This window comes from Aliivibrio wodanis, assembly GCF_052920805.1.
Genome location: NZ_JBREXA010000002.1, coordinates 2,121,409 through 2,147,138, shown reverse-complemented (window position 1 = coordinate 2,147,138; position 25,730 = coordinate 2,121,409). Strand labels below are relative to the sequence as shown.

General features: G+C 34.9%; 27 protein-coding genes and 3 pseudogenes. 28 read left to right on the top strand and 2 right to left on the bottom strand.

Annotated elements, in window-relative coordinates:
• The gene (locus ACU5DF_RS17855; RefSeq protein WP_446713731.1) at positions 1-2,145 is read left to right on the top strand and encodes a secretin GspD/PilQ domain-containing protein; all 2,145 of its coding nucleotides are present in this window, start codon (positions 1-3) and stop codon (positions 2,143-2,145) included.
• 83 nt (positions 2,146-2,228) lie between these two features.
• Here ACU5DF_RS17855 and ACU5DF_RS17850 read toward each other — a convergent pair whose 3' ends face one another.
• Complete coding sequence (locus tag ACU5DF_RS17850) at positions 2,229-2,954, bottom strand: DsbA family protein (RefSeq protein WP_446713730.1); 726 nt, start codon at positions 2,952-2,954, stop codon at positions 2,229-2,231.
• Between the two features lie 198 nt (positions 2,955-3,152).
• On the opposite strand from ACU5DF_RS17850, the gene ACU5DF_RS17845 reads away from it, so the two are divergent.
• The 21 genes from ACU5DF_RS17845 to ACU5DF_RS17745 all read left to right on the top strand — a co-directional run bounded on the left by ACU5DF_RS17845 (position 3,153) and on the right by ACU5DF_RS17745 (position 22,549).
• A complete protein-coding gene (locus tag ACU5DF_RS17845) occupies positions 3,153-3,524 on the top strand; it encodes a hypothetical protein (RefSeq protein WP_446713729.1) in 372 nt (123 codons plus the stop codon).
• A complete protein-coding gene (locus tag ACU5DF_RS17840) occupies positions 3,521-3,682 on the top strand; it encodes a hypothetical protein (protein WP_446713728.1) in 162 nt (53 codons plus the stop codon). Before ACU5DF_RS17845 ends, ACU5DF_RS17840 begins: the two co-directional genes overlap by 4 nt.
• A complete protein-coding gene (locus tag ACU5DF_RS17835; RefSeq protein WP_446713727.1) occupies positions 3,669-5,240 on the top strand; it encodes a polysaccharide biosynthesis/export family protein in 1,572 nt (523 codons plus the stop codon). The genes ACU5DF_RS17840 and ACU5DF_RS17835 overlap by 14 nt, the downstream gene beginning before the upstream one ends.
• A gap of 42 nt (positions 5,241-5,282) precedes the next feature.
• Positions 5,283-6,068 carry an ABC transporter permease gene (locus ACU5DF_RS17830; RefSeq protein ID WP_446713726.1) on the top strand — a complete coding sequence of 262 codons (786 nt, stop codon included), beginning with the start codon at positions 5,283-5,285 and terminating at the stop codon, positions 6,066-6,068.
• 36 nt (positions 6,069-6,104) lie between these two features.
• Positions 6,105-7,460 carry a KpsE/RkpR family capsule polysaccharide export protein gene (locus ACU5DF_RS17825; protein WP_446713725.1) on the top strand — a complete coding sequence of 452 codons (1,356 nt, stop codon included), beginning with the start codon at positions 6,105-6,107 and terminating at the stop codon, positions 7,458-7,460.
• Positions 7,461-7,475: 15 nt separating this feature from the next.
• On the top strand, positions 7,476-8,372 hold the full coding sequence (rfbA, locus tag ACU5DF_RS17820) for a glucose-1-phosphate thymidylyltransferase RfbA (protein ID WP_446713724.1): 897 nt from the start codon (positions 7,476-7,478) through the stop codon (positions 8,370-8,372).
• 374 nt (positions 8,373-8,746) lie between these two features.
• Positions 8,747-9,295: a dTDP-4-dehydrorhamnose 3,5-epimerase gene (gene rfbC, locus ACU5DF_RS17815; RefSeq protein ID WP_446713723.1), complete on the top strand. Its 549-nt coding sequence runs from the start codon at positions 8,747-8,749 to the stop codon at positions 9,293-9,295.
• 6 nt (positions 9,296-9,301) lie between these two features.
• A complete protein-coding gene (locus tag ACU5DF_RS17810) occupies positions 9,302-10,099 on the top strand; it encodes a glycosyltransferase family 2 protein (RefSeq protein ID WP_446713722.1) in 798 nt (265 codons plus the stop codon).
• 61 nt (positions 10,100-10,160) lie between these two features.
• The gene (locus tag ACU5DF_RS17805) at positions 10,161-11,159 is read left to right on the top strand and encodes a glycosyltransferase family 2 protein (RefSeq protein ID WP_446713721.1); all 999 of its coding nucleotides are present in this window, start codon (positions 10,161-10,163) and stop codon (positions 11,157-11,159) included.
• A 54-nt stretch (positions 11,160-11,213) separates the two neighbouring features.
• Complete coding sequence (gene rfbD, locus ACU5DF_RS17800) at positions 11,214-12,179, top strand: dTDP-4-dehydrorhamnose reductase (RefSeq protein ID WP_446713720.1); 966 nt, start codon at positions 11,214-11,216, stop codon at positions 12,177-12,179.
• A 133-nt stretch (positions 12,180-12,312) separates the two neighbouring features.
• Positions 12,313-12,663, top strand: a complete 351-nt coding sequence (locus tag ACU5DF_RS17795) for a four helix bundle protein (RefSeq protein ID WP_446713719.1) — start codon at positions 12,313-12,315, stop codon at positions 12,661-12,663.
• A gap of 82 nt (positions 12,664-12,745) precedes the next feature.
• Entirely contained in the window at positions 12,746-13,864 is a 1,119-nt protein-coding gene (rfbB, locus tag ACU5DF_RS17790) for a dTDP-glucose 4,6-dehydratase (protein ID WP_446713718.1), read from the top strand.
• A gap of 6 nt (positions 13,865-13,870) precedes the next feature.
• A complete protein-coding gene (locus ACU5DF_RS17785; protein WP_446713717.1) occupies positions 13,871-15,322 on the top strand; it encodes a capsular polysaccharide export protein, LipB/KpsS family in 1,452 nt (483 codons plus the stop codon).
• A gap of 3 nt (positions 15,323-15,325) precedes the next feature.
• The gene (locus ACU5DF_RS17780; RefSeq protein WP_446713716.1) at positions 15,326-16,750 is read left to right on the top strand and encodes a capsular polysaccharide export protein, LipB/KpsS family; all 1,425 of its coding nucleotides are present in this window, start codon (positions 15,326-15,328) and stop codon (positions 16,748-16,750) included.
• Positions 16,751-16,759: 9 nt separating this feature from the next.
• Positions 16,760-18,085, top strand: a complete 1,326-nt coding sequence (locus ACU5DF_RS17775; protein ID WP_446713715.1) for a glycosyltransferase family 4 protein — start codon at positions 16,760-16,762, stop codon at positions 18,083-18,085.
• A gap of 2 nt (positions 18,086-18,087) precedes the next feature.
• A complete protein-coding gene (locus ACU5DF_RS17770; RefSeq protein WP_446713714.1) occupies positions 18,088-18,669 on the top strand; it encodes a sulfotransferase family 2 domain-containing protein in 582 nt (193 codons plus the stop codon).
• A 3-nt stretch (positions 18,670-18,672) separates the two neighbouring features.
• Positions 18,673-19,362 (top strand): hypothetical protein, encoded by a 690-nt coding sequence (locus ACU5DF_RS17765; protein ID WP_446713713.1) that lies wholly within the window; start codon positions 18,673-18,675, stop codon positions 19,360-19,362.
• A gap of 137 nt (positions 19,363-19,499) precedes the next feature.
• Complete coding sequence (gene kdsA, locus ACU5DF_RS17760) at positions 19,500-20,297, top strand: 3-deoxy-8-phosphooctulonate synthase (RefSeq protein WP_446713712.1); 798 nt, start codon at positions 19,500-19,502, stop codon at positions 20,295-20,297.
• A 4-nt stretch (positions 20,298-20,301) separates the two neighbouring features.
• Entirely contained in the window at positions 20,302-20,865 is a 564-nt protein-coding gene (locus ACU5DF_RS17755) for a KdsC family phosphatase (protein WP_446713711.1), read from the top strand.
• Between the two features lie 3 nt (positions 20,866-20,868).
• The gene (gene kdsB / locus ACU5DF_RS17750; RefSeq protein ID WP_446713710.1) at positions 20,869-21,615 is read left to right on the top strand and encodes a 3-deoxy-manno-octulosonate cytidylyltransferase; all 747 of its coding nucleotides are present in this window, start codon (positions 20,869-20,871) and stop codon (positions 21,613-21,615) included.
• A 4-nt stretch (positions 21,616-21,619) separates the two neighbouring features.
• Complete coding sequence (locus ACU5DF_RS17745) at positions 21,620-22,549, top strand: KpsF/GutQ family sugar-phosphate isomerase (protein WP_446713709.1); 930 nt, start codon at positions 21,620-21,622, stop codon at positions 22,547-22,549.
• Positions 22,550-22,584: 35 nt separating this feature from the next.
• On the opposite strand, the pseudogene ACU5DF_RS17740 reads toward ACU5DF_RS17745, so the two are convergent.
• Positions 22,585-22,794, bottom strand: a pseudogene (locus tag ACU5DF_RS17740) (transposase); the annotation flags it as partial.
• Positions 22,795-22,881: 87 nt separating this feature from the next.
• On the opposite strand from ACU5DF_RS17740, the gene ACU5DF_RS17735 reads away from it, so the two are divergent.
• The 6 genes and pseudogenes from ACU5DF_RS17735 to ACU5DF_RS17710 all read left to right on the top strand — a co-directional run bounded on the left by ACU5DF_RS17735 (position 22,882) and on the right by ACU5DF_RS17710 (position 25,583).
• Positions 22,882-23,100 carry a transposase family protein gene (locus ACU5DF_RS17735; RefSeq protein WP_446713708.1) on the top strand — a complete coding sequence of 73 codons (219 nt, stop codon included), beginning with the start codon at positions 22,882-22,884 and terminating at the stop codon, positions 23,098-23,100.
• A pseudogene (locus ACU5DF_RS17730) lies at positions 23,060-23,986 on the top strand (ISAs1 family transposase). The gene ACU5DF_RS17735 and the pseudogene ACU5DF_RS17730 overlap by 41 nt, the downstream one beginning before the upstream one ends.
• A 23-nt stretch (positions 23,987-24,009) precedes the next feature.
• Positions 24,010-24,351: pseudogene (locus ACU5DF_RS17725) on the top strand (transposase); the annotation flags it as partial.
• 83 nt (positions 24,352-24,434) lie between these two features.
• Complete coding sequence (locus ACU5DF_RS17720) at positions 24,435-24,809, top strand: hypothetical protein (protein WP_446713707.1); 375 nt, start codon at positions 24,435-24,437, stop codon at positions 24,807-24,809.
• A 49-nt stretch (positions 24,810-24,858) separates the two neighbouring features.
• Positions 24,859-25,266, top strand: coding sequence for a nucleotidyltransferase substrate binding protein (locus ACU5DF_RS17715; protein ID WP_446713706.1), 408 nt, complete (start codon positions 24,859-24,861; stop codon positions 25,264-25,266).
• Positions 25,263-25,583 (top strand): nucleotidyltransferase domain-containing protein, encoded by a 321-nt coding sequence (locus tag ACU5DF_RS17710; RefSeq protein ID WP_446713705.1) that lies wholly within the window; start codon positions 25,263-25,265, stop codon positions 25,581-25,583. The genes ACU5DF_RS17715 and ACU5DF_RS17710 overlap by 4 nt, the downstream gene beginning before the upstream one ends.
• Positions 25,584-25,730: the final 147 nt, after the last annotated feature.

The window sequence follows — 25,730 nt, the reverse complement described above, 5'->3', positions numbered from 1 at the left end:
ATGATTCAGTTAACTAAAGGTATAGCATATACCGTCTTAACCTTGGCGCTATCTGGTTGTGTTACAACCGGTACTGAAGATGTCAACGCAGAGGATTATGATCATTTTAATCTTGCTCCGTCATCATTAAAAGTCAGTAAAAATGAGACACCTCATGCTCAAAAAGCAGAAACCTCTGAGGATGTAATCCCACAAACGTTAGAGTTTACAGAGCAGAAGTGGCCTAGTTTGCCTCAAATTTCAGGACAGGGTGTTGAGTTACTGCAATCTGCCCCAAGTTTTGCTGACAATGCCAAGCAAATAAGCGTATCGGTAGATGAAATGGCTATTTCAGAATTTATTCATCATATATATGGTGACTTATTAGATTTAGATTACGCCATTGCTCCACAAGTAGAGCAGATGCGTGAAAAAGTTGTTTTACGTTTAAAAAATACGGTTTCTTCACTAGAACTGTATCAATTATCAGGTACTTTATTGAAGGAAAATCAAGTAACTATCGTTAGTAAGGATAATATTTTATATTTTCAAAAAGAAAATCGAAAAGATAAATCAAATAAAGCGGTAGGTATAGGACGAAATATATCAGATATACCAAATAGCCCAGGGACATTGGTTCAATTAGTACCTTATGTGTATAACTCAAGCTCAACGATTCGTCGAATCGTTGGACAACTTTCTAATGTGAATGTTTCTGATATTCCAGAGCAGAAATTGTTATTAATTGAAGGTACGAGAGAAGAGGTAATTAGAGCTTTACAAATAGTAAATATGCTTGATGTTCCTTCAGCGAAAGGCCGTGATATTCGTTATCTAACCATGGTTTATACATCACCAGATGAAATGATCGAGTTGATTACCGATGTATTAAAAAATGAAGGAATAGATGTTGGCTCAAATGGTGATGTAGCGATTGTGCCTATTACACGCCAGAACTCGATGATTGTTTATTCATCAAGCTCTAAAGCGGGTGCTAGAGTCTCTATGTGGGCTAGAAAGCTAGATAAACCAGAAGAAGGGGCGAAGTCTCGTTTTTACATATATCGTCCAAAGTACTCTAAAGCAGAGGATATTCATGAAGCATTATCACAATTTATCTCTGGCGGGGTAAGCTCAGAGGGTTCACTAGGGCTAACAGGAACGACAGGAGCCAATAAGAAGTCAGAAAACTCTATCGTTCAAAATGATGATTTTAAAATTGCAGTTGATAAAGTTCAAAACTCATTGCTTATTCAGGGAACTCCTCAACAGTATCATGAGCTATTAACATTATTAAGCCAACTTGACCAGCTACCACCGCAAGTAGCGTTAGACGTAACCATTGCTGAGTTTGATATTAGTGATAATTTTACCGCAGGTATTTCTAAGCTATTAATTGATAGTACCCAAAATAAAAATGAACAAGGGAAAATCTCATTTGACCCATTTGGTGGTGGTTTTATTTTTTCAGGTATCTCAGGTGTTGGTGAAATAGAGTTAAGTCTTATTGCTGAAAAATCTAAATCACGCGTATTGTCTCGTCCATACTTAGTGGTGCAAGATGGAGAGAGTGCTTCTATTACTGCGGGCTCACAAATACCGATTCAAACAGGATCGGAAACGACGGATGGTGGTAACACGACAACGATTATCCAATATAGAAGTACAGGTGTTAGCTTAAATGTCACCCCAACAATTAACGCGGATGGTTTAGTCTCGCTAACGATTTCTCAGTCTGTAAGTAACTCAGAGCCAGGGCCAGGTGGGAATTTAAATCCAATCATTACTGATCGTAGTTTAAACACCGCAGTATTAGTTGGTAATGGTCAAACGGCTATTTTGGGTGGACTAATTCAGAATAACGAAGGTAATCGTGGTAATAGCGTTCCATTTTTTGGTGATTTACCATTAATTGGAAGTTTATTTAAGAGTAAGGCAGATACGTTTAGCCGCTCTGAATTAGTTATTATGATCACGCCTAAAATCTTGAAAAACTCAACAGATCTAGATGACTTTACTACTTCGGTTCAAGGGTTATTTAGCTTACCTGTAGGATTAAGTATTGAAGAGCATGAGTTAAAACAAGCTCAAGATAAAGAAGCAGAAACGCTAAAAGAAGAAGCGATAAGTGAACAAGAAAAAGAGCAGCAAGAACAATCTCATTAATTGTTATTTTAAATAACCTTCAAACTAAATAAAAATAGCGACCGGTGTGGTCGCTATTTTTTTGTTGGCGTTACTTGTCAGACTTATTTTTCTGAAAAGTCTGCAACCGCTTTGTCTAAAGTTTCAATACTTACAGCGCCTTTCAGTACTTGAAAATCAGTCACTTCTAATCCTGTGTTTCTGCCCATAATAAATGATGGCGTGCTTGAAAGACCAAGGCTTGACGCATATTTATAAGATTGGTTTACTGATTTAGCGTATTTACCATTTGTCATGCAAGTACTAAACATATCAGCATCAAGGTTTAGTTTTTCCGCTTCTTGAGTGTATGACTCTGATGTTAATTTAGAACCCATCTCAAATAGAGCGCTTTTCATTGGCTCATAATTATTCATTCCTTGCTCTGCTGCACAACGTAGTGCAACCGCTGCAGGAGCTGCTTGTGGGTGCATTGAAACTAAAGGCAATTCACGAGCAACGTAATACACGATTCCAGTATCAATGTATTTCTCTTTAAAGCTTGGGAAAGTGTCTGATTGGAACTTAGCACAGTAAGGACATTGTAAATCAGTAAACTCCACAAGAGCGAGTGGTGCTTTAGGGTCACCTAAACTTACGCCATCTGAAAAGGCAATGTTAGTAGGCATGGTTACAAGATGAGGCATTTGTACATTACTTGCTAATAAGCGCTGTGTTGTTTCTAAATCGGTAATACGTTGCGTTAATTCTTTGATTTGAGTCTGCTCAGCAGTAGAAGCGCAACCAGAAAGCAGAACAGCAGCCAAAGCTGACAAGGCAAATTTTTTCACAGAAGATCCTTTATTTGTGTGATTAATAGAATAGTTTTGCAGAGTAAATAAAGAGAAGTTTTCATCTCTATTTCCAATATGATAGTATTGACCACTATAGCAAAAAAAAATTCAAACCTCACTGTAGAATCGCTGACTGGGAATGTGGCATACCAATGGGCGGTAGCGTATCAAAAATTCATGGAATTGGTTTAAATAATGCAAAAATACCTTCTTATTTCTCTCTGTACTTTGTTGTTGTCCGGCTGTGCAAGTCAACCAAAACAGGTGATAGCTTCTCGACCATTAGTAGAAAACGTACTCCCGTCTGATTTTCAAGTGATCCCTCAAAAGTATTGGTCAGTGTTGGCTAGCAAAGAAGAAAAAGAGATAGAGCATAATAATGCTACCGTTCGTTTAGGTCGTTCTTTTATTTCTGGCTTAGGCAACTCATGTCGTCTTCTTCATATCAAAGAAGTTGCGACAAAAACAGAGCAAAATAGAGTCGCTTGTTATGATAAAGAACAAGCATCTTGGTATTTAACTCCCGCAATAATAGATAAAGATGAAACAGAGGTGTTTAGTCAATGAGAGCACATAAATCTAGAGTTTTAGCCTTAGCTGCGTTATTCGCCCCATTATGTGTTAATGCTAATTCGTTTGATATCTCAAACATGACTGAACAAGCTGAAAGAAAGCAGTTCACAGCAGAGTTTACCAAATCAAGCATTAAGTATGGGAACGTATAATACGTCGAGCAGACAAGGTGTGTTACTTCCCGGTGAGGTCGATGTACGTCAATTATTACCTCAGGCTGAAGCTGGGGCTCCGCCACCATATGGAGCAAACCTTTTTGCTGGAGGTTATGAAACAGAACGTGCCGATGGTTTAAATGATAATTACCTTATTGCTCCAGGAGATAAAATATCTATTTGGTTATGGGGAGCAGTCAGCCATGCTGAAGTTGTTACCGTAGATAACCAAGGTAATATTTTCATTCCAAACATTGGGCCGGTGAGCGTTGTAGACACACCAGCAAGTGGAATTAATCAACTGGTGACCTCTAAAATTAGACGGATCTATAATAACAACGTGAGTGTTTACGTTAACCTACTCACAGCAACACCTGTCAGTATTTATATCAGTGGGTCAGTGATCCGTCCGGGTCAATATGCCGGCATGGCCGCAGACTCAGTATTATATTATCTGAAAAGAGCGGGTGGTATAGATTCAGTTCGAGGAAGTTATCGCCATATTAAAGTACTTAGAGATGGAGAAGAAATAGCAGATATTGATCTTTATGACTTTATGCAGACAGGCATAATGCCAAGCATTAATTTTAAAGACAAAGATGTTATTTTAGTTAAGCAGCAAGGGCCTACTATTACCGTTTCTGGTGGCGTAAAAAACCCATTTCGATTTGAGTTTGAAACTGAAGAAACCTCAGGGAGTGAGTTATCAAAATACGCATTACCATTAGCTAAAATTAGCCATGTTGGGATCGTTGGTAATCGAATTGATGGACCGTTTTCGATTTACTTGCCTTATGAGAGATTTCGCGATTATATCTTAACGGATGGAGATAAAGTCTTCTTTAATGATGATCTTCATGCTCAAGTGTATGACGTTAAAATATCAGGCAGTTATTTAGGCCCATCATATTATGCAGTTAACAAACAAACACGTTTGCACGACTTATTAAATTATATCGAAGTAGATAAAGAGTTAAGTAACATCAATGCAATTTATTTACTTAGAAAAAGTGTTGCAGAAAATCAGAAAAAGATGATAAACGAGTCGCTTAATCGGTTAGAGCGTAGTGTATTTACAGCCCCTGCCTCTTCTGATGGTGAGGCTGCTATTCGTGCAAAAGAAGCCGAAATGGTAATGAAGTTTGCTGAAAAAGCACGACAAGTACAGCCACTAGGTAAAGTGATTGTCTCTGATAATGGCAAAGTGGCCAACGTATTATTAGAGCAAGGCGATACAATCGTTATTCCTCAATATACAGATCTAATTCATATCGGTGGTGAAGTATTAATGCCTCAGGCGGTGGTTTATAACCAAAATGCGAGCCTAGATGATTATGTTGCTTGGGCTGGTGGTTTTACAGACAGAGCAGAAGATGAGCGTATTGCAATAGTCAGAGCAAATGGTTTAGTCGAGTTTGAAGGCAGTCGTGCCATTCAGCCAGGTGACCAGGTACTTGTGTTACCAAAAGTTGATACTAAAACCATGCAAGCGGTCAAAGATATCACTCAAATTGTCTATCAGATTGCAGTTGCCGCTAATGTTATTGTTAAGTAAAGCTAAAAAAATGCCCTCGAATTTTAAAGTAGGGGGCGTGCTATGGCTGTAGTAAAACAACGCTCAACACTTAAGATATGGGGAGATGTTATCTTCGCGATCTTTTTGCGTGAAATAAAAAGTAAATTTGATGATAAATTTGGTATCGCTTGGTCGGTAATTTCTCCTCTTAGCTTCATTATGATGATGTCATTAATGAGAGGGCGTTTCGATGGAGGGGAAACTCATGGTATGCCTACTTTTTTCTTTATGGTATATGGCATTTTATTAGTTCAGTTCTTCATGGGGACATTAAGTGCGGCAAGTGGAGCAATAAGGAAAAACAAACCCTTATACGCATTCCGTCAGGTACAACCTATCAGCTCTGTGATTGCCGTTACAGGTTTTGAGTTACTGGTTAAAATTGGCATCGTACTTTCATTGGCTATTATTTGTCTTTTTTTAAGAATGGACATTGAAATAGATGATCCAATAGAAGTTATTTTTAATTTTGGACGAGTATGGCTAATCGCTAGCAGCGTAGGGCTTATGTTTGGATTAGCAACCTGTTATGTACCTGAAATAAAAAAAATAGAGAGCTTAATTATGCGTCCAATATTCTTTATTTCGGGGATTTTCTTTAGTTTACAAGATATCCCTCAAGAGTATTGGCGATATCTTACGTGGAACCCACTGCTTCATGCTGTCGAGCTAACTCGCTTTGCCGCCTACCCAACTTATGGTGACGCAGGGGTGAGCTATTTCTTTTTAGATATGGTGACATTAGGGTGTGTATTTTTTTCACTGGCTTGCTATCACATCAGCTGGAAACAAGCTATTAGCCGATAGACCTCCTCTTTTTATAACATTAAGTAGCTTATTCACATGATCGAAAAAAAATTTCAGAAGTTTAAAGAGTCCATCACACCGCAGCAATTTAGTGATGTTCGATTTCTTAAGGCAAAGGCTAAAGAGCTAGAGAAGAAAGAAAAGGGATTATCAAATCGTATTCTTGTGCGAGTAAATCAACTTGAGAATCAATCTAAAGTAGCTAAAGAACAAGCCTTAAATACATCGGTTGAAAAGAATGAAATTAAAACCCCTTTAAAAGAAAGCGATAAAACACCGAGCTCAATCTTAAATAACGCGAAAGCATGGTTTGTAAAATCACCGTTTGTATTTTGCGTATTAATACCAACGTTGTTGTTTGCCTTTTATCAATGCTTATGGGCGAGTGAACGATATGAGAGCCAAGCTCAAATTATTATTCAGCAACCTGATAGTTTGTCTACTATGGATCCAAGTATGGCTCTACTTTCGGGAATGGGCGTATCGACTGGGAGTTCGGATACTGAGTTAGTAAAAGCGTACATATATTCTAACGATATGCTGATGTACCTAAATGAAGAGCTAGATCTACGAGCTCATTATGGCAGTGATGATATTGACTATTTTAGCCGAGTTCATTCTGATGACAGTAAAGAAAGCTATCTTGAGTTTTATAAGAAGCATATTAAAGTTAATATTAATGAAAAATCTGGCGTTATAACGGTATTTAGCCAAGCGTTTGATGCAGACTTTGCACATTTACTGACTAAAAATATTGTTAATCGAGCAGAGTGGTACATTAACTCGATAGGACATCAACTTGCAGAAGCGCAGTTAACCTTTATCAAAGGCGAACACCAACTCGTTGAAGATAAGCTACAAGACGCACAAACTAAGTTGCTTAGGTTTCAGCAGAAATATAACTTACTTGATCCTCAAGCTGAAGGTTTAGCGATGCAGCAAATTGCTTACTCATTAGAAGGGCAAATAGCAGCAAAGCAAACGGAATTCAAAATATTAAAGTCCGTAATGAGCAATAAAGCCCCTCAAGTAAAACAATTAGAACATGAATTAACTGCGCTGATATCTCAGTTAAAAACAGAGCGAAATAAACTAGCACAGAACAGTGATGAAGAGCTTCCTGTTAGTGAGCTCTTATCTCGATTTACTGATTACCAAATTAGAATGGAATTGGCACTAAAATCATATACCTCTTCACAAGTCTCACTAGAGAAATCACGGATAGAAGCCTATCGCCAAATCAAATACTTGATTGTGGTTGAGTCGGCAACCTTGCCTGAAGATAACAAATACCCAACAGCATTTTATAATATTAGTTTGTTCTTGCTATTACTTTGCATCACTTATGGCATAGGCAAGATCATTGTTGTGACTATTAAAGAATTAAAATAAATCAGGATTTAAGTTATGAATAGTAACCCATTAAATAGAAAAGGGATCATCTTGGCTGGTGGTACAGGCTCTCGTTTACACCCGCTAACTAAAGTGGTGAGCAAACAACTAATGCCCGTTTATGATAAACCAATGATCTTTTATCCTATATCTAACTTAATGATGGCAGGAATCACGGAGATTCTGATCATTTCTACCCCTGAAGAGATCCACCGTTTTGAGCGCCTTTTAGGTGATGGTTCATCATGGGGTGTAAACTTTGAATACGTAGTTCAGCCTTCACCAGATGGTCTAGCACAAGCCTTTATTTTAGCTGAAGAGTTTTTAGCAGGCTCACCTGCAGCATTAGTTTTGGGTGATAATTTATTCTACGGTCATGATTTTGCAGCATCACTAAAAAATGCTAACCGACAAGAAACTGGCGCCACGGTATTTGGTTACCATGTATCAAACCCACAATCTTATGGCGTAGTAGAGTTTGATGAGAGTGGCACTGCTATCTCTATTGAAGAGAAACCAGAGCAACCAAAATCAAATTATGCGGTACCGGGTTTGTACTTCTTTGATAATAAAGTGGTTGAATTTGCTAAAAACGTGCAACCTTCGCCTCGTGGTGAGTTAGAAATTACCGATGTAATTGAGCAGTACTTAGCAACTCAAACGCTTAAAGTAGAGATCATGGGTCGCGGTACAGCATGGTTAGACACTGGCACATTAGATGATTTATTAGATGCAGCTATCTTTATTCGTGCAATAGAAAAGCGTCAAGCCTTAAAGATCAGTTGCCCAGAAGAGATCGCTTATCGCATGGGTTACATTGATGCCGAGCAACTAAAAACACTAGCAGAACCATTGGTTAAATCTGGCTATGGTAAATATTTATTAGGTTTATTAAATAACAAAGTATTTTGAACAAATAGTCTAAAAGTAAAAAGTAAAAAGTAAAAAGTAGCAGAGTAAAGGCTAAAGCAGAAGCTCCTCTTGACTTTGCTCTTACTTCTGTTCTTACTTTTAGCCTTTAGCCTTTAGCCTTTAGCCTTTAGCCTTTAGCCTTTAGCCTTTAGCCTTTAGCCTTTAGCCTTTAGCCTTTAGCCTTTAGCCTTTAGCCTTTAGCCTTTAGCCTTTAGCCTTTAGCCTTTAGCCTTTAGCCTTTAGCCTTTAGCCTTTAGCCTTTAGCCTTTAGCCTTTAGCCTTTAGCCTTTAGCCTTTAGCCTTTAGCCTTTAGCCTTTAACCTTTAACCTTTAACCTTTAACCTTTAACCTTTCTCTTCTCCTTCGAGCATTGTATGAAATTTATTGAAACCAACATCCCAGATGTAAAAATTATCGAACCACAAGTATTTGGCGACGAACGTGGCTTCTTTATGGAAACCTTTCGAACTACTTTATTTAACGAACATTGTGGTGAGCGTGAGTTTGTTCAAGAAAACCACAGTAAATCAGGTCATGGTATTTTACGAGGTTTGCATTACCAAACTGAAAATACACAAGGCAAATTAGTAAGAGTGACCAAGGGGGAGGTGTTTGACGTTGCTGTTGATATGCGAGAAAGCTCTGAGACTTTTGGTCAATGGGTTGGTGTCGTTTTATCTGAAGACAACAAACGTCAACTTTGGGTGCCAGAAGGTTTTGCTCACGGTTTTTATGTTATGTCAGAAGAAGCAGAGTTCGTATATAAGTGTACTGATTACTACAACCCTGCTGCAGAAGCATCACTAAAATGGAATGACCCTAGCGTTAATGTTGAGTGGCCTTTAGTTAATGGTGCTGCGCCTTTACTTTCAGAAAAAGATGAAGCCGGTATTTGTTTTAAAGACGCAGTAAAATTTAAGTAGTATTTTTTGAAGATTTTTATTTCTGTAATTTCTCACCATCATCATGATGTCATTATTAATCTTAATTCGTTAAATCGTATTGCTAAGATTGGTCAGATTGAAGTCGTTGTTCGAGATAACTTACCGGTATCTAAGCTAAATACTTTTTGTTTAGAGCATAAGATCCATTATCTACCTAATGAACAAGAGAGAGGTTTTTCAGAAAATAATAATCTTAACTACCTATATTGTGTTGAAGAGTTAGGCATGAAACCAACGGATTATTTTATTTTAATGAATCCAGACATCTTAATCACTCAACACAATATACCTACATTTATGCACGAAGTGTTCAATTGCAGTGCGGAACTGTGTGTTGCTAATTTATTTTTAGACCGACAAGAAATAGCACAAGACGATAATCTACGCTACTACCCTAAATTAAGTAATTTCTTTAAGAACTACTTATTTAATGACCGCTCTACTGTTATTAAACGTAATCAAGCATTGCCAGAGAAAGCGGAATATTGGGGGAGTGGATCTTTTTTATGCATTAAAAGTAGCCTATATCAAGAGCTCAATGGTTTTGATGAGCGCTACCATATGTATTGTGAAGATATTGATTTTTGTTATAGAGCAGCAAAAGTAGGTGTGTTACCTCAATATCTACCTAACCTAAAAGCCGTTCATTTCCGCCGTCGAGACAGCAAGCGCTTTTTAACTAAGTACTTTTTCTGGCATGTACAGAGTGTGTTTCTTTATATTTTATCAGCCAAAGGTTGGCGAAAAATGAAGTCATGCTTGAAGGTTGAAGATAAGGGTTAAAGATAAAAGGTTAAAGGTAAGAGCTAAAGATAAGAGCGAAAGTATAACTTAGGTGGTGGATGTGAACGACATTGATATTGTTTTAGCTAGCTATAATGGTGATAAGTTCATTATTGAACAAATTGAATCGATTCAAGCGTGTTCTGGTTATCAAACACTGGTACGAAAGATTATTGTTGTTGATGATGGTTCAACAGATAACACAATAGCAATCCTACAGCACCTAGCAGAACAAGATTCGAAAATAGAATTACATGCTCCAAGCTTAGATCCCAATGTAGTTGTAAATAAAGGGGCGAGTCAGAACTTTCAGTTTGGATTAACTCTTACTTCAGCTCCCTATATAATGTTATGCGATCAAGATGATGTTTGGTTGCCAGAAAAATTAGAAAGCTCATTACATAAAGCAAAACAGGCAGAAAAGCACAGTAATACAACGATACCGATTTTAGTGTTTAGTGATAAACAGATTGTCGATGAGCAACTTAACCTGATTTGTGACAGCTATTTTGTACTGAAACAGATAAGCAAACAGTGGCATAAGCGCTTTGAACAGCTTATTCAGCAAAATGTCGCATCGGGTTGCACCATGCTGTTTAACCGCGCCCTACTTGAACGAGCAATGCCAATACCAAGCAATGCTTATATGCATGATTGGTGGTTAGCACTAATCGCCTCTCGTTGTGGTGTGATTAGCTTGATAGATAAACCACTTATTCAATATCGCCAACATCAAAACAATACCATTGGGGCTAAACAAAGAAGCAAGATGGATCTAGTACTTCAATTTCCGTCTCAACTGAAAGCATTTCAACGCTCACTTAACCAAGTTATTATGCAAGCCCAAGCTTTTCAACAATTTGAAAAACAGCATAGGTTAATGTCAAACGACACTATATCTGCTCTATCGAATTTACCAACAATGACTCGCCTAGAGCGCCTTATTGCATACAAGCAAGGGCTAATAACTCGAAGTAATCGTGCAGGGAAAATAGCCCTAGTGTTGAGCTTGTTGCTTATGAAGAAAAAGAAAGATAAAGGGTTAAAGTTAAAAGGTTAAAGATAAAGAAGCCTCTTCTTGTCATTTGAATCTAATAAATTAAAAGAGAAAACCATGAAAATATTAGTAACAGGCAAAGGCGGCCAATTGGCCTGGGAACTAGAGCAAACCGTTCCTACTAGCTATGAAATAATTAGCTTAAGTGCCAATGATCTAGACATTACCAATCAAGCGCAAGTAAATGAAGTCGTTATTAGCCATTCACCAGACATCATCATTAACGCCGCCGCTTACACTGCAGTCGACAAAGCAGAAACAGACAAAGAAACCGCCTATGCCGTCAATGAAAAAGGCAGTGAGTATTTAGCATTAATCTGCAAAGAAATTAATGCTAAGTTAATTCACGTATCAACCGATTTCGTTTTCGATGGCACCAAAACAACACCATACCAAACTGACGATACACCAAACCCAATTAATGTATACGGTGACTCAAAGCTACAAGGTGATATCAAAGTAAGCGACATTTTAGGTAACCAAGCAACCATCATTCGTACCGCTTGGGTCTATTCTGCTAACGGAAATAACTTCGTAAAAACCATGCTACGCCTAATGGCAGAGAAAGAACAACTTGGCATAGTGTACGATCAAGTAGGCACCCCTACATGGGCAAAAGGCCTAGCAGAAATGATATGGAGCTTAGTAGAAAGAGAAAAGTTAAAAGTTAAAAGTGACGATGAACTTGCTACTTTAGGTGAGGTCACTTACCGTCATTCCGGAATCGAGGAACGAGATATCCGGAATCTAAGCTCTTCTTCAGCTAAGCTACTACACTGGACAGACGCAGGCGTAGCCTCTTGGTATGATTTTGCTGTAGCCATTCAAGAATTAGCAGTAGAAAAAGGCATGCTAGACAAAGCCATTCCTGTACGTCCAATTCCTGCAAGCGCTTACCCAACACCAGCAGCACGCCCAAGCTTCAGCGTAATAGACAAAACCACAGCAGAGCAAGCAAGCGGTGTTGAGACAACGCATTGGCGTAAACAACTATCAAACATGCTAGACGAGCTGAAAGGCTAAAGATAAGAGTAGGTTTAAGGTAAAAGGCTAAAGGTAAAAGGTAAAAGGTAAAAGGTAAAAGATAAGAGCAGGTTTAAGAGCAAAGGTTAAAGCAGGGATAAGATAAAATTTGAATGAGTAAAGGATATACTATATGAGATTTGAAGATTTAGAAGTTTGGAAGCGGTCAGCTAGATTATCTGCAGAGGTGTATAAATATTTCAAATTGTCTAAAGATTTTGGTTTTAAAGATCAAATAACTCGTTCATCTTTATCTGTCCCTTCAAATATAGCAGAGGGCTTTGAACGAAAGAGTAATAAAGAATTTATTAACTTTCTTTCTTACGCAAAAGGTTCTTGCGGTGAGTTAAGAACTCAAATCTATATTGGTATTGAAATTGACTACATTGATAAAGAAAAAGGTATGCTTTGGATTATTGAAGCCGAACATATTTCAAAGATGATCTCAGGCTTAATGACAGCAAGAAAAAGCTTTAGCTCCTAGCTTTCACTTTTTATCTTTTATCTTTTATCTTTTATCTTGAACCTTGAACCCCAAATTAAAAACTAATATTTAAGGCAATTACATGACTCAACGTAACATCCTAGTAACCGGAGGCGCAGGCTTCATCGGTGCAAACTACGTACTTTATTGGCTAGAAGCAAATCCACAAGATAACGTAGTAGTGCTAGACGCATTAACCTACGCAGGCAACAAAGCAAACTTAGACTCTGTGGCTCAGAACCCTAACTTTACTTTCGTGCATGGCGATATTTGTGATACCGCATTAATCGAGAAACTGCTAAAAGAACATAAGTTAGATACCATTGTTCATTTTGCTGCTGAATCTCACGTTGACCGTTCAATCACAGGCCCTGACGCTTTTATTGAAACCAATATCTTAGGTACATATAGCTTACTAAAAGCGTCTAAGAAAGTATGGATTGATGAACCAAAAGCAGAAGGTAAAGCGCCTTTAGAACATCGTTTCCATCATGTATCTACCGATGAAGTGTACGGAACCTTATCAGCGACTGATCCTGCTTTTACTGAAGAGACTGCCTACGCACCTAACTCACCGTATTCAGCTTCTAAAGCGGCATCTGATCACCTAGTTCGTGCTTATCACCATACTTACGGTTTAGAAGTAACCACCTCTAACTGTTCAAACAACTATGGCCCATACCACTTCCCTGAGAAGCTAATCCCATTAATTATTACAAATATCTTATTTGATAAAGCCTTACCAATTTATGGTGACGGTCAACAAATTCGTGATTGGTTATACGTAACTGACCATGCGCGCGGTATTGAATTAGTACTAAATAAAGGTCGTATTGGTGAAAACTACAATATTGGTGGGCACAACGAGTGGGCAAACATCGATATCGTAAACGTGGTATGCAAGCTAATGAACGAGTACTTTACCGGCTCTAGCTCTTCTCTTTTACCTTTAACCTTTAACCTGTCTTCCTCAGAACTAAAAGAGAAGTTCCCATTGGCAGTTGCTGCCGCTGAGGGTAAGAGTGAATCGCTGATCACCTACGTTACCGACCGTGCAGGTCACGACCGCCGTTATGCGATTGATGCCACTAAAACTAATAATGAACTAGGTTATAAACCAGTAGAATCATTTGAAACGGGCATCAAGAAAACCGTTGAATGGTATTTAGGTAATGAAGATTGGTGGTTGATATTAAGGTAGGTAGTAGTGAAAATCTTATATTATTGTGAATTATATCCAATTAGAAATAATAACTTAGAATATCTTAATGTGGCAAAAACATTTTGTTCTAATATTAAAGAATTTGATTCTAGAATTATTTGCAATGATCTTATTTATAGTAAGTTATATAGAAATAATGTTATTAAGTATTCACAAAGAATACCTTTAACAAATGAAATTAATTCATGGATTAATGCCTTTGATTCTAAATGGGATGAGAGTGATATAAATCGTTGGGTTAACTATGTCAGTAGTGAGTCAAATAAAATATTATTAAATTATCTCTATGAGGTGAAAAATACAGTTTTTAACTATGATGTTATAGTTATCTGGGGTAAAAACAATACGATTAGAAAATTAGCACAAAATCTTGGCATCAAGGTTGTTTACGTAGAACTAACACCAACAAGAAAACCTTATTTTGAAGGTTTGTTTATTAGTGATAGTGGCGTTAATGGTGACTGTGAATCAATATTTATAAATGAAAAAAATATAAGAAATAAATCCATTGTTAAAGATAAAGATAAAGATAAAGATAAAGATAAATTATTACTGCCCTTACAGTTATATGATGATTTAAACTCTAAAATTTTTTCACCATTTAATGATTTGTTTGAAGTTATTGATTATGTTGAAGATAAGTTTGACTCTTGTTTGTATGAAAAATATATCAAAAGACATCCCGGTGCTAAATATAGAAATATAAATGTAGAGAAGCAAGACGAAGCCATTTCTTACGCAATATCAAAAGGTTTTATTTTATATAATGAAAAAGATAGTGAATATCTTAACTATTTTGATTCAGTCGTTACGGTTAATAGTTCTGTTGGCTTTGAAGCTGCTGTAATAAATAAGAAAGTGTTTATATTAGGTGATTCTTGTTATAAGAAATCTATCATAAGTTATGAGATTAATGAGATTAATGAGATTAATGAGATTAATGAGATTAATGAGATTAATGAGATTAATGAGATTAATGAGATTAATGAGATTAATGAGATTAATGAGATTGTTCAAAAAGAGAGGGTTCTATCTTTTTCGGATTTTTACTTCTTTAAAAATAATGAAATTGAAACTTTTTTAAAAAATATGTTAGATAAATGGGGTCTAAAAAATGAATTTAAATCAAGTGAAGGTGGACATGGTAATTTATCATCGTATATGAATAAAAAAATAAATGATTTTAAATTTTGTGAAGATATTAAATACTCCAATAATGAAATAAATTCCTATATGTTAGATGATATTCTTGTTGTAGAAACTTATTATGATGTATGTAATAAACCTTTTTTTATATTTGAAGTGAATTGTGGAGTTATAGTATCTGGAGCTATAGTAAATGATTTGAAATTCAACTATCACCCAAAAAATTTAGATAATACGACATTCTTAATTTTAGGCCCCTCTTTAAATTTACTTAAATCAATAAGGTTATAAATAATGATAATTATATCTGATGACTTTCATATAAATGAAAGAAATTTTAAAGCACTATTTGATTATTTTGATGAGAAAAAAATTAATAGTTTTACATTTGCAGATGAATGGAAATCAAATCCTATTTGTGGTCGTGTTGGAAACTATAGATCTTGTGCTAAAGATATTAGAATGAGTAATTATGTTTCTATTATAGAGCAAGCTATTGATAATAAAAATAGGGATGAGCTATATAGTTTTAAATATAAAAGCATAGAATTATGGCCATTAGTTAAGTCTGAACTATCTGCTTTTACTATATCCGAATCATATAATAATGATGTTACTTACCCATATAATAGTGATGGTTTATTTGACTTTCACTATAAACATTATGTAGATGATTTAATACTCGCTTATAGCGTCGCTTGTTATTGGATTGATGTTTTTAAATCAAAGGAAAGTGATATTTGGAAGTGTAAAGCTGCTTTTGTTTTTTCTGGAAGCTATATATACACAAAAGTATTGCTTACTATGCTTAAAAAAAGCCCAGTTAGAGCATATGTTATAGAGTCTACATTTATGGGTATTAGTTTCTATTGCGATGAGCAGTACGAACATTTATCGAATAATTACCTTCATCAATATGAAAATAGAAGAAATAAAGCGATAGCAGAGGCTGGATCAACAATTTTAATTAAAGATGAAAATGATAAACTTGATTACCTTAGAAGTAGATCATTAAATAAGTTCATGGCTATGAACAATAAAAATGTAAATCAACCAAGGCCTGACAGTATTCCTAGATTTAATGATATAACTAAGAAGAGTGTTTTATTAGTTTGCCAAGTAGTTAATGATTTTTCAATATTAGAAAGTGAAAAAGTAGTTAATTCTATAGAGCACTATAAGAGTATTATATTAGAGGTATTACATAATACAGACTATAATATGGTTATTAAAACGCATCCTTGGGAAAGAAAAAAAATCCACTTATATAATTCTATGACATTAAATAAAATTGATGAATTCATTTTAGGATTAGATGATTGTTATAAGGGAAGAATATATATAAATGATGACGTTAATATATATCATTTATTTTCTAATATTGATCACATATTAACATATTGCTCTCAATCCGGTATTGAAGCTGCATTATATGGGAAGAAAGTAATCGTTAATGATGAGTGTTCTTATGCTAAATGTGGGTTTACTAAAAGTTATAGTGATATTTCAGATATTCCAGATCTTTTAGAAGGTAGTGGTGATTTGAATATAGATGAGTTCAGTGATTTTTTAGATTTTTTTGTTGCTTATGATTATATGTGCATTTTTAATGAACGCCAATCAAGTAATAAATTAAATATGCTGCTTTCGTCACCAGCAAAGCTTGCTGAGTATCATAGAGCTATTAATGAAACATCAATTAGTCCATTTTATAATTAAAGGTACATAATGAAAATTATTAACTATGTTGTAGGAAAAGATAATAAGAGTAAGATATTTTATGATATATTTACTCGATTTTCTAATTATTTATCAATAAAATGTCCAGATAAATATTACTTAACGGTTACGGAGCAACCAATAGATAATGCTGATTTATATCATTACCATAGACCTCAATTTAAAGGTATAACGCATCACCCTTCAGTTGTAACTATTCATCATGACTTAAATGATACAGATTTATCATTAGATGAAAAAATATTTATTCAGGAATATGAGAAAGCTAACTTAACTATTTGTCTAAATACAAATCAAGAAAATTATCTTAAGAATTATGATATACCTAATGTAATGGTTATCCCTCATGGATATGATAATAAACTTTCATTAATAGATTCTTCATATAATAAGGATTCTAAATTAACGATTGGATTTATATCGAAAAGATATGGTAGAAGAGTTAAAGGTGAAGTGTATCTTGAAGAAATACTTAATCAGTTAAGTCCACAGAAAGTTAAATTTATTTTTGTTGGAGCGGGAAGAAGAGAGGAAACTATTTTAGCACGCTCTTTAGGATTTGAGGTTGAGTGCTATGAATATTTACCATATGTAACATTATTATCGCTATATTCTAAAATAGATTATTTACTTATGTGCAGTGACTCAGAAGGTGGTCCTGCTAATATTCCAGAAGCATTAGGAAGTAAAACACCTGTATTATCTTTCGATATTGGTTTAGTTTCAGATCTTGTTATTGATGGAAAAAATGGATTTATTCTTTCTGGTAAATCTAAAGAGGATGCATTATTAATTAAACGTATTTATGATAATAATGAGATTACAGAAAATATTTTAAAAAATTGGGAGTCAACAGAATCATTATTAACATGGGAGCAAGTGTTTGAAAAGCATATAAATGCATACGATAACACTCTATTGGATTTTAATAATATGGATGTTAATTATGAGACTAAAAAATTAATACAGCCATTAAATAATATTAAGTTGGATTTTATCTTTCCAAAGATAATAAAAAAAGAACAATCAATTTGTTTAAATGTAATGTTGATTAATGACGAACGTTTTCTATCTGAAGAATTAGTAACAAATAGTAACATGTTTATAGCTATTAAAGAGAATATTGATGGTGAAGAGTGTGAGGTACTTAGATTTAGATTGGAGCAAGAAATAGTTATTGGTGCCAATAGAATAAAAATTAATTTAAATTGTGGAAAGTATTTAATTGGTAAGAGTTTTACATTGGACTTGTTGTGTGACCATCTAGGTTGGTTTAATGTATGCGACGATTATATCGTATTAAAGTTTATATAATCATGAATAATGTATTTATCCATATTCCTAAAACGGCAGGGAAATCTGTAAGATTAGCATTAAATAAACATCAAGTTGATTTTACAGATTTAGGACATTCAAATAAAAATATAGACGTTTTATTTTCAGACCTTGAAATATTTACTTTTTGCTTTGTTCGTAATCCTGCTGAACGTTTAAAAAGTGCATTTTTTCATTTAATTGAGTTTTATGACTTAATTGATAAAAATAACCCAACAAACTTTGAAAGTGAAATTATTTCATTAAAAGAAAAATACGGAAGTGACTTTAAAAAGTTTATATTAGATAGTGGTTTTAAAAAATTTAAGATAGCTCATTTTTACCCTCAAACATTGTGGACTCATACAGAAAATAATAAGATTTCTTTTATTGGTAGGTTTGAGGATTTAAATAATTCATGGAAGGAATTATCTAATATTTTAGGGGTTAAATATAAGCCTCTTGAACATGTAAATGATACGAAGTTAATTTCTTATATTGATAATAAATCAGACTATAATAATGAGATGTTGAGAATTGTTAAATGTTACTATAAAGATGATTATAAAAAATTAGGGTATTGATTAATGGAAAAAGAATTGAGTTATTTAGGTAAAAAATATTACTCCCTTCCTTCTAATAAATGTGTTGAAGAAAGTAAATCACTAATAATAATAATGAGTACTCATAACCAAAAGGATAGATATTTTTTATTTAATAAAATTTCAGAGTGCACGGAAAGATCTTCAGATGTAATATTTGTTACCGACCCAAAAAATTCATATTATTTAGATTCGGATGATGGTAAAGGATATTTTTCTTTTTTTGAGTATTTAATTAAAGATTATGATCCTATCAATGTAAGTCTATTTGGAACATCTATGTCAGGTTATGCGGCATTATTATTTTCTAGAATGATTGGTTGTAATGCTATAGTTAATAATCCTCAGGTTAATTTAAATGAGTCTTATGCTTTTGCATGGCCTGCTCTAAAGAATACATTATCTAATGTTTGTTCATTAGATATATCTATTAGTGATTATGAAAAAAAACCAGGAAGTTGTTTTGTTGTTTATGGTGAGCATGCTATGGATAAAATGAACAAAAAACTTTTAGATGCCAGCTCAAATTTATTTGATACATATATTTCTCGAGGTATACTTGATAAGTCTCATGGGTTTTATTTTGAAGTGGTTGAGGATATATTTGAGATTAACAGTTTAATACTTAAATTTAATGATGTTAAATTAATTAAAGTAGATAAATTAAAATACTAAATTAGTCGTAATAAGCTGGTGCTTATATTTTTAATATATAGTATGTGACATTTAATTTATGCTTTTCCAAGGGATAAATAACCTCTTCTTTTTTTAGGTTATTTGATTTCATTCATTACTATTTAGGAGTAATTAAGATGTTTTTAATCGCAGGACCTTGTGTCATTGAATCTGAATCTTTAGTTTTAGATACTTTTGCACAGTTACAAGAAATAACAAATAAATTTGGTATCGAATATATTGCCAAATCCTCTTTTACTAAAGCGAATCGCTCGTCAGCTTCGGCTTTTACTGGACTCGGGATTGATGAAGGTTTAAAAATTCTTCAAAAAGCCAAAGATCAACTAGGGGTTAAAATTATCACTGATGTACATGATGACACTCCATTAGATGAAGTAGCATCAGTGGTTGATGTTCTACAAACACCAGCATTCTTGGTTCGTCAAACTGGTTTTATTCAACGTGTTGCATCGATGGGGAAGCCTGTAAATATTAAGAAAGGGCAATGGATGCATCCGGCAGATATGGCTCCTGTCGTTGAAAAATGTCACGCTGTAGGAAATAAAGACATTTGGTTGTGTGATCGAGGTACTAGTTTTGGCTTTGGTCAATTAGTTAATTACATGCCTGGTTTGACCATAATGAAGGAAACGGGTTGCAAAGTAGTTATGGATGCAACTCATAGTGTTCAAATGCCAGGAACATTAAATGGTTCAACGGGTGGAAACCGCTATCATGTCCCTGCAATAGCTCGAGCTGCCGTGGCTGTTGGTATTGATGGTTTATTTATGGAGACGCATCCAGACCCAGATAATGCCCTTTGTGATGGGCCTAATATGCTTCCTTTAAAGCATATGGAAGAATTACTAGAAACATTATTAGAAATAGATGAGATTGTTCATCGTCGTCCTTCAATTGAGACTAAATTAAGATAATCAAATGTCCTTACCAGATAAATGTAAAAATATTCAAATTGTATTATTTGACGTGGATGGCGTTATGACTGATGGATCTATTTATATAAACGAAAGCGGTGAGTTTTTTAAATCATTTAATGTGAAAGATGGTTTAGCCATTGAGTTATTACGAAGTCATAATATTATAACCGGGGTAATTTCTGGTAAATCGAGTTTAGCCTTAACTAAGCGTTGTGAACAGCTAGGCTTTGATGAGATCGTTACTGGTTGTAAGAATAAATTACCTGCACTGTTGAGTATTTGTAGTAAGTATTCACTTCAGTTTGATAATGTCGCATTTCTTGGTGATGATGTTTTGGATATACCTATTTTTGATGAAATAGGTATTTCAGTTGCTCCTTCCGACGCTCATAATTTGGCTTTAGAGCATGCCGATTGGATAACAACATCCAGAGGTGGGGAAGGCATGGTTCGGGAATTTACAGATGAATTATTAATTAATAAGTTAGGTTTAACCTTGATGGAAATTTATAAGCCGATGCTTGATAAAATAAAAAATGATGACGTCTTATTTTTGGAGCAATAGAAAGTGAATATTAAAGTTGTAATTCCTGCCCGGTTTGGTTCTTCTCGTCTTCAAGGTAAGCCATTACTTCCTATTTTAGGGCGGCCAATGGTTTTGCATGTTGTTGAAAGGTGTCTTGAAGCGGGTATTTTGGCTGAAAATATTTTTGTTGCAACGGATGATATTAAAATAGCTTCTGAATTAAATAGTGAAAATGTTCAAGTGGTCATGACATCGATTAACCATAATTCAGGTACAGACAGAATTCATGAAGTTGCAGTGAAATATAAATGGCTTGATGATGATATCGTGGTAAATGTTCAAGGCGATGAGCCTATGATACCTGCTAAGTTAATTAAATCGGTTGGTCAGTTTGCTCTTAATAATCCTGATTTTGATATAACTACAGCGGTTGTTCCTATTAATTCTATGGATGATTTTAATAATCCAAACGTAGTTAAAGCTATTTTGGGAAGTAATGGGAGAGCATTATATTTTACTCGATCTTCTGCACCCCTTAATCGTGATAACCCTGCTGACTTGTCATTAGCTAAAAGACATATTGGTATTTATAGTTATCGAGTTTCTGCATTAAATGAGTTTTGTGCATTAGGTAATGATGAATTAGAAAATTATGAGAAATTGGAACAATTAAGAGCCCTTAGTTATGGAATGTCAATTGGATCAATTATCTATCAAGGTAAAGTTCCGCATGGAGTAGACACTTTAAAGGACTATGAAGATATTAAAAATTTAATGGAGAAAAAGTAATAGTATGTCAGATTCTATTCGTATAGCGAAAGAAGTAATTAAAATTGAAATTGAAGGCTTAGATCATATGGCTAAAAATTTAAGCCATGAATTTGATGAAGCGATTAAAGCCATTATTAGCACGAAAGGTCGTACTATTATTTGTGGTATGGGTAAGTCTGGAATTATTGGCAAAAAAATAGCGGCCTCTTTTGCTAGTACAGGAACGCCTAGTTTTTTCATGCATCCGGGTGAAGCCTTTCATGGAGATCTAGGAATGGTTAAGCCTGAAGATGTGTTTATCGCAATTTCTAATTCAGGCGAAACGGATGAAGTTCTTAAGTTGCTTCCTTTCTTACGTGATAATGGTAATTTTGTTATTTCTATTACGGGAAAAAAAGAATCAACATTAGCCACTAATTCTCATTGTCATCTTGATGTTTATGTCCCTAAAGAGGCTTGCCCATTACAACTTGCGCCAACCTCATCGACAACCGCAACTCTTGTGATGGGGGATGCATTGACTGTTGCTTTAATGGAAGAAAGAAATTTCCAACCTGAAACTTTTGCGCGTTTTCATCCAGGAGGAGCTCTGGGACGTAAGCTTTTATCTAAAGTTAAAGATATTATGTTTTCAGAAAAACTTCCAATTATTGAACAAAATACATCGTTTATTGATATTGTTACTGCAATTACAATTGGTGAATGTGGTGTTGTTCTTGTTCTTGTTAATAATAGCTACGGTATAATAACCGATGGAGACTTACGTAGATTTATTGAAAGTAAAAAAGAAAAATCATTCTTATATAAAGCAAAAGATCTTGTTAATAAAAATCCGATAAATATTGATATTAATGCAAATATGTCTCAAGCATTTGAAATGATGGAACGTAATAATGTTAATTTTCTTTTAGTTAAGGACTCTAATGAGATTATAGGGGTGGTTAAAAAGTGAATACAAAAATAGGGTTTATTAAGTATTCCTGATTACTATCGAACCTCAGCCAGCTTAAGCAACCGCTCTGGCATCGGTGCAGTTTGAATACTTGAATAAATAAGCTGTTCAAGCATCTTTTCAAGATTGAAGCGCCTATTGAACTTAAAACAAAACTCTCCCAAGTAACGAGGTAGATGTTTCTTGTTTATTGCATGGTAAGTCCCATGCATTGAGTTTTTTACATTACTAATCATGGTGTTGACCCCACGGCAAGATCATTATAAATTGAACTAATTGATAAACTTACGATCAGATCACGACAACCTTAAAGTAAATCTTGGTGATCTATTATGAATGATTCTTTTTTAACGCATTTCAAACTAGTATCTGACTCTCGCATAGAACGTTGCAAAAAACATGACCTACTTGATATCCTTTTATTGGCCATCTGTGCGGTTATATCTGGTGCTGAAGGATGGGAAGATATCGAAGATTTTGGTCATTTAAAGCTAGACTGGTTACGCCAGTATCGACCTTTTAAGTCAGGCATACCAAGACACGATTGCTAGAGTTATTTGCCGACTCAAATCTGACGAAATTGAATCTGCTTTCCAATCATGGATTTCATTATTAGTTATTAATACTGGTTGCAACGTTATTGCTATGGATGGCAAAACAGCAAGGCGGTCATTTTCAACGAGAGAGCGAAAAAATGCATTACATGTTGTGAGTGCATGGAGCTGCGAGCATCAACTTGTCTTAAGACAAGTTGCGGTTGATGACAAGAGTAATGAAATAACGGCGATACCTGAACCTCTCAGTATGCTTGATATTGAGAATACCATTATAACGCTTGATGCGATGGGTTGCCAAGTTAAAATAGCACAGCAAATTGTTGATCAAAAAGGAGATTATCTTCTTGCGGTTAAGGGAAATCAAGGCAGATTAAACGAAGCGTTTAATCAACATTTCAATGTTGTTACTTTAAGTAAGTATGATAGCCCAAGCTATTCTACAGAAAAAAAAGCACACGGTAGAACAGAGAAAAGAATGTAGTTTACTTGTTAACCTTTCGATGAACTTGTTGATTTAGCAATGAAATGGCCAGAGTTAAAAACACTTAGTATTGCTGTTTCACATCGAATGGAAGGTGACGATAAAGCAGGTGAAGTAAGTATTCGTTACTATATCAGCTCTGCTGAATTAGATGCAGAGAGCTTTGCTCATTCTGCTCGTGGTCATTGGGGTATAGAATCGATGCACTGGTCTTTAGATGTCAGTATGCGAGAAGATGAATGCCAAATATTACTTGGAAATGGCGGTCAAAATTTTGCACGTTTTCGACATATAGCGCTTAATTTACTGAAGAAAAATAAAGGTAAAGACAGCGTGAATTTAGCTCAAATGAAATCATTAATGAATGATGAGTACAGAGAAAAGCTAATTTTTGGTTAAAAAACGTTCATGCGTTTGCGGTGAGAACTTGGCGAAAGCTTCACCTGGCCGTTGATGTTGATACGTATGAAATCATAGGTGCAGAAGTTAGCTTAGTGAATGTTGGTGACAATGAAGTGCTTCCTACGTTACTCAATCCACTACGCCGAAAGATTCGAGAAATATCTGCTGATAGTGCTTATGATACCAAAGAATGTCATAAGGTCTTACAGCGCAAAGGGATAACTCCTCTTATCCCCCGAGGGAAAATGCAGGATATTGAAGGTGGTCATCCGAGAAACGATGTGGTATCGGCGTTGAAAGCTAACAACCTAGCTCAATGGAAAGTCGATTCTGAGTATCATGTTAGATCGCTCTCAGAAACTGATTTGATCAACAACGCCTTAAAAAAGCCATTGTTGCTAATTCTAATAACCCTATTTTTTATACTAATTACGCTAAATTATTATTGTCATTAAATAGAGATAATGAAGCTGAAAATCAGTTTGAATTAGGCTATCAACAAGGTAACAAACAATTAGCGTGTATTATTCCTTATTGTGAGTTTTTAGATAAAACAGATCGAACGCAAGAAGCGATTAAAATAGCACAAGATTTTTTCGATGAAACTTTAAACCCGAATGTTACTAATTTGTTATCTCGTCTAATGCTAAAAAGAGATGTGGCTCAAGGCAAAACACACTACTTTAATACCGTAAAAGATAAATTAGCAGGTAAAAATACCTTGGGGTGGTTAGCGAGTTCATGTAAAGTTTTCGATTCAGCTCAGGCTGAGGAGGATTTTATGATTCGTTGTTTATCTCATTGGGAAAAATTAAAATAGTTTCAGAAAAGCTAAAATCTTTAACCCTAATTTTAATTGGTAGGTATTTATGACGTCTTATGAATTACGTTGGGAGCAACGCTTTCAAAATTTCAGCCGTTCTTTTTTATTGTTAGAGAAGGGGACTGAACTTGATCATCCAAGTGTGATTGAACGGGCAGGTATGATTCAGTTTTTTGAGGTGGCGTTTGAGCAATCTTGGAAGGTATTAAAAGACTTTTTAGAAGAAGAGGGTTTTACTGTAAAGAGCCCTCGAGATGCGATAAAAACAGCTTTTCAGTATGGTTTTATTGAAAATGCAGATATTTGGTTAGAGGCACTTAAAGATCGTAATTTGACAACTCATACTTATGATGAAGAAACCGCAGAGAAAGTAGAGAACAACATTAAACAACGTTATTATCCGATATTAAAATCTTTGTATATCGATTTTAACAAAAAATTGAGTAAAACATGAGTATAGAAAAAACCGGACTATCGAAGGCTAATATTATTGAGATAGTACAGTTCACCCAACGTTTTACAGCAATAGACAAAGTAATACTGTTTGGTTCTAGAGCAAAAGGGACACATAAAGTAGGATCCGATGTTGATCTTGCCATCTCTGGTTCTGCGGTAAGCTACGCTATTATTAATGAGTTATCTTATTTACTTAATGAGGAGTCCACACTACCTTATTATTTTGATCTTATTAATATAGATACTATCAACTCTTCATCTTTACTTACTCATATTAAAGAATATGGAGTGGATTTAAATAAACTAAATGGGTAGTCCGTTACTTATTTACCACTACACACCCTCCCTTATCATATAAACCTAATGAGTCAATTTTCTATTTCATGTATAATTGATGCCTGTTTTTAAGCAGACCTTATCGGTCTGCTTTTTAAATTTATAACGATGAGCATTTACATATTG

Excerpts from the sequence above, each read along its gene's own strand:
- ACU5DF_RS17830 (WP_446713726.1), top strand. The coding sequence starts at position 5,283 with ATGGCTGTAGTAAAACAACGCTCAACACTTAAGATATGGGGAGATGTT.
- ACU5DF_RS17710 (WP_446713705.1), top strand. The coding sequence starts at position 25,263 with ATGAGTATAGAAAAAACCGGACTATCGAAGGCTAATATTATTGAGATA.
- ACU5DF_RS17715 (WP_446713706.1), top strand. The coding sequence starts at position 24,859 with ATGACGTCTTATGAATTACGTTGGGAGCAACGCTTTCAAAATTTCAGC.
- ACU5DF_RS17770 (WP_446713714.1), top strand. The coding sequence starts at position 18,088 with ATGAATAATGTATTTATCCATATTCCTAAAACGGCAGGGAAATCTGTA.
- ACU5DF_RS17835 (WP_446713727.1), top strand. The coding sequence starts at position 3,669 with ATGGGAACGTATAATACGTCGAGCAGACAAGGTGTGTTACTTCCCGGT.
- ACU5DF_RS17795 (WP_446713719.1), top strand. The coding sequence starts at position 12,313 with ATGAGATTTGAAGATTTAGAAGTTTGGAAGCGGTCAGCTAGATTATCT.
- rfbA (WP_446713724.1), top strand. The coding sequence starts at position 7,476 with ATGAATAGTAACCCATTAAATAGAAAAGGGATCATCTTGGCTGGTGGT.
- ACU5DF_RS17775 (WP_446713715.1), top strand. The coding sequence starts at position 16,760 with ATGAAAATTATTAACTATGTTGTAGGAAAAGATAATAAGAGTAAGATA.
- ACU5DF_RS17745 (WP_446713709.1), top strand. The coding sequence starts at position 21,620 with ATGTCAGATTCTATTCGTATAGCGAAAGAAGTAATTAAAATTGAAATT.
- ACU5DF_RS17765 (WP_446713713.1), top strand. The coding sequence starts at position 18,673 with ATGGAAAAAGAATTGAGTTATTTAGGTAAAAAATATTACTCCCTTCCT.
- rfbC (WP_446713723.1), top strand. The coding sequence starts at position 8,747 with ATGAAATTTATTGAAACCAACATCCCAGATGTAAAAATTATCGAACCA.
- ACU5DF_RS17825 (WP_446713725.1), top strand. The coding sequence starts at position 6,105 with ATGATCGAAAAAAAATTTCAGAAGTTTAAAGAGTCCATCACACCGCAG.
- ACU5DF_RS17755 (WP_446713711.1), top strand. The coding sequence starts at position 20,302 with ATGTCCTTACCAGATAAATGTAAAAATATTCAAATTGTATTATTTGAC.
- rfbB (WP_446713718.1), top strand. The coding sequence starts at position 12,746 with ATGACTCAACGTAACATCCTAGTAACCGGAGGCGCAGGCTTCATCGGT.
- ACU5DF_RS17855 (WP_446713731.1), top strand. The coding sequence starts at position 1 with ATGATTCAGTTAACTAAAGGTATAGCATATACCGTCTTAACCTTGGCG.
- ACU5DF_RS17840 (WP_446713728.1), top strand. The coding sequence starts at position 3,521 with ATGAGAGCACATAAATCTAGAGTTTTAGCCTTAGCTGCGTTATTCGCC.
- ACU5DF_RS17780 (WP_446713716.1), top strand. The coding sequence starts at position 15,326 with ATGATAATTATATCTGATGACTTTCATATAAATGAAAGAAATTTTAAA.
- kdsA (WP_446713712.1), top strand. The coding sequence starts at position 19,500 with ATGTTTTTAATCGCAGGACCTTGTGTCATTGAATCTGAATCTTTAGTT.
- ACU5DF_RS17735 (WP_446713708.1), top strand. The coding sequence starts at position 22,882 with ATGAATGATTCTTTTTTAACGCATTTCAAACTAGTATCTGACTCTCGC.
- rfbD (WP_446713720.1), top strand. The coding sequence starts at position 11,214 with ATGAAAATATTAGTAACAGGCAAAGGCGGCCAATTGGCCTGGGAACTA.
- ACU5DF_RS17845 (WP_446713729.1), top strand. The coding sequence starts at position 3,153 with ATGCAAAAATACCTTCTTATTTCTCTCTGTACTTTGTTGTTGTCCGGC.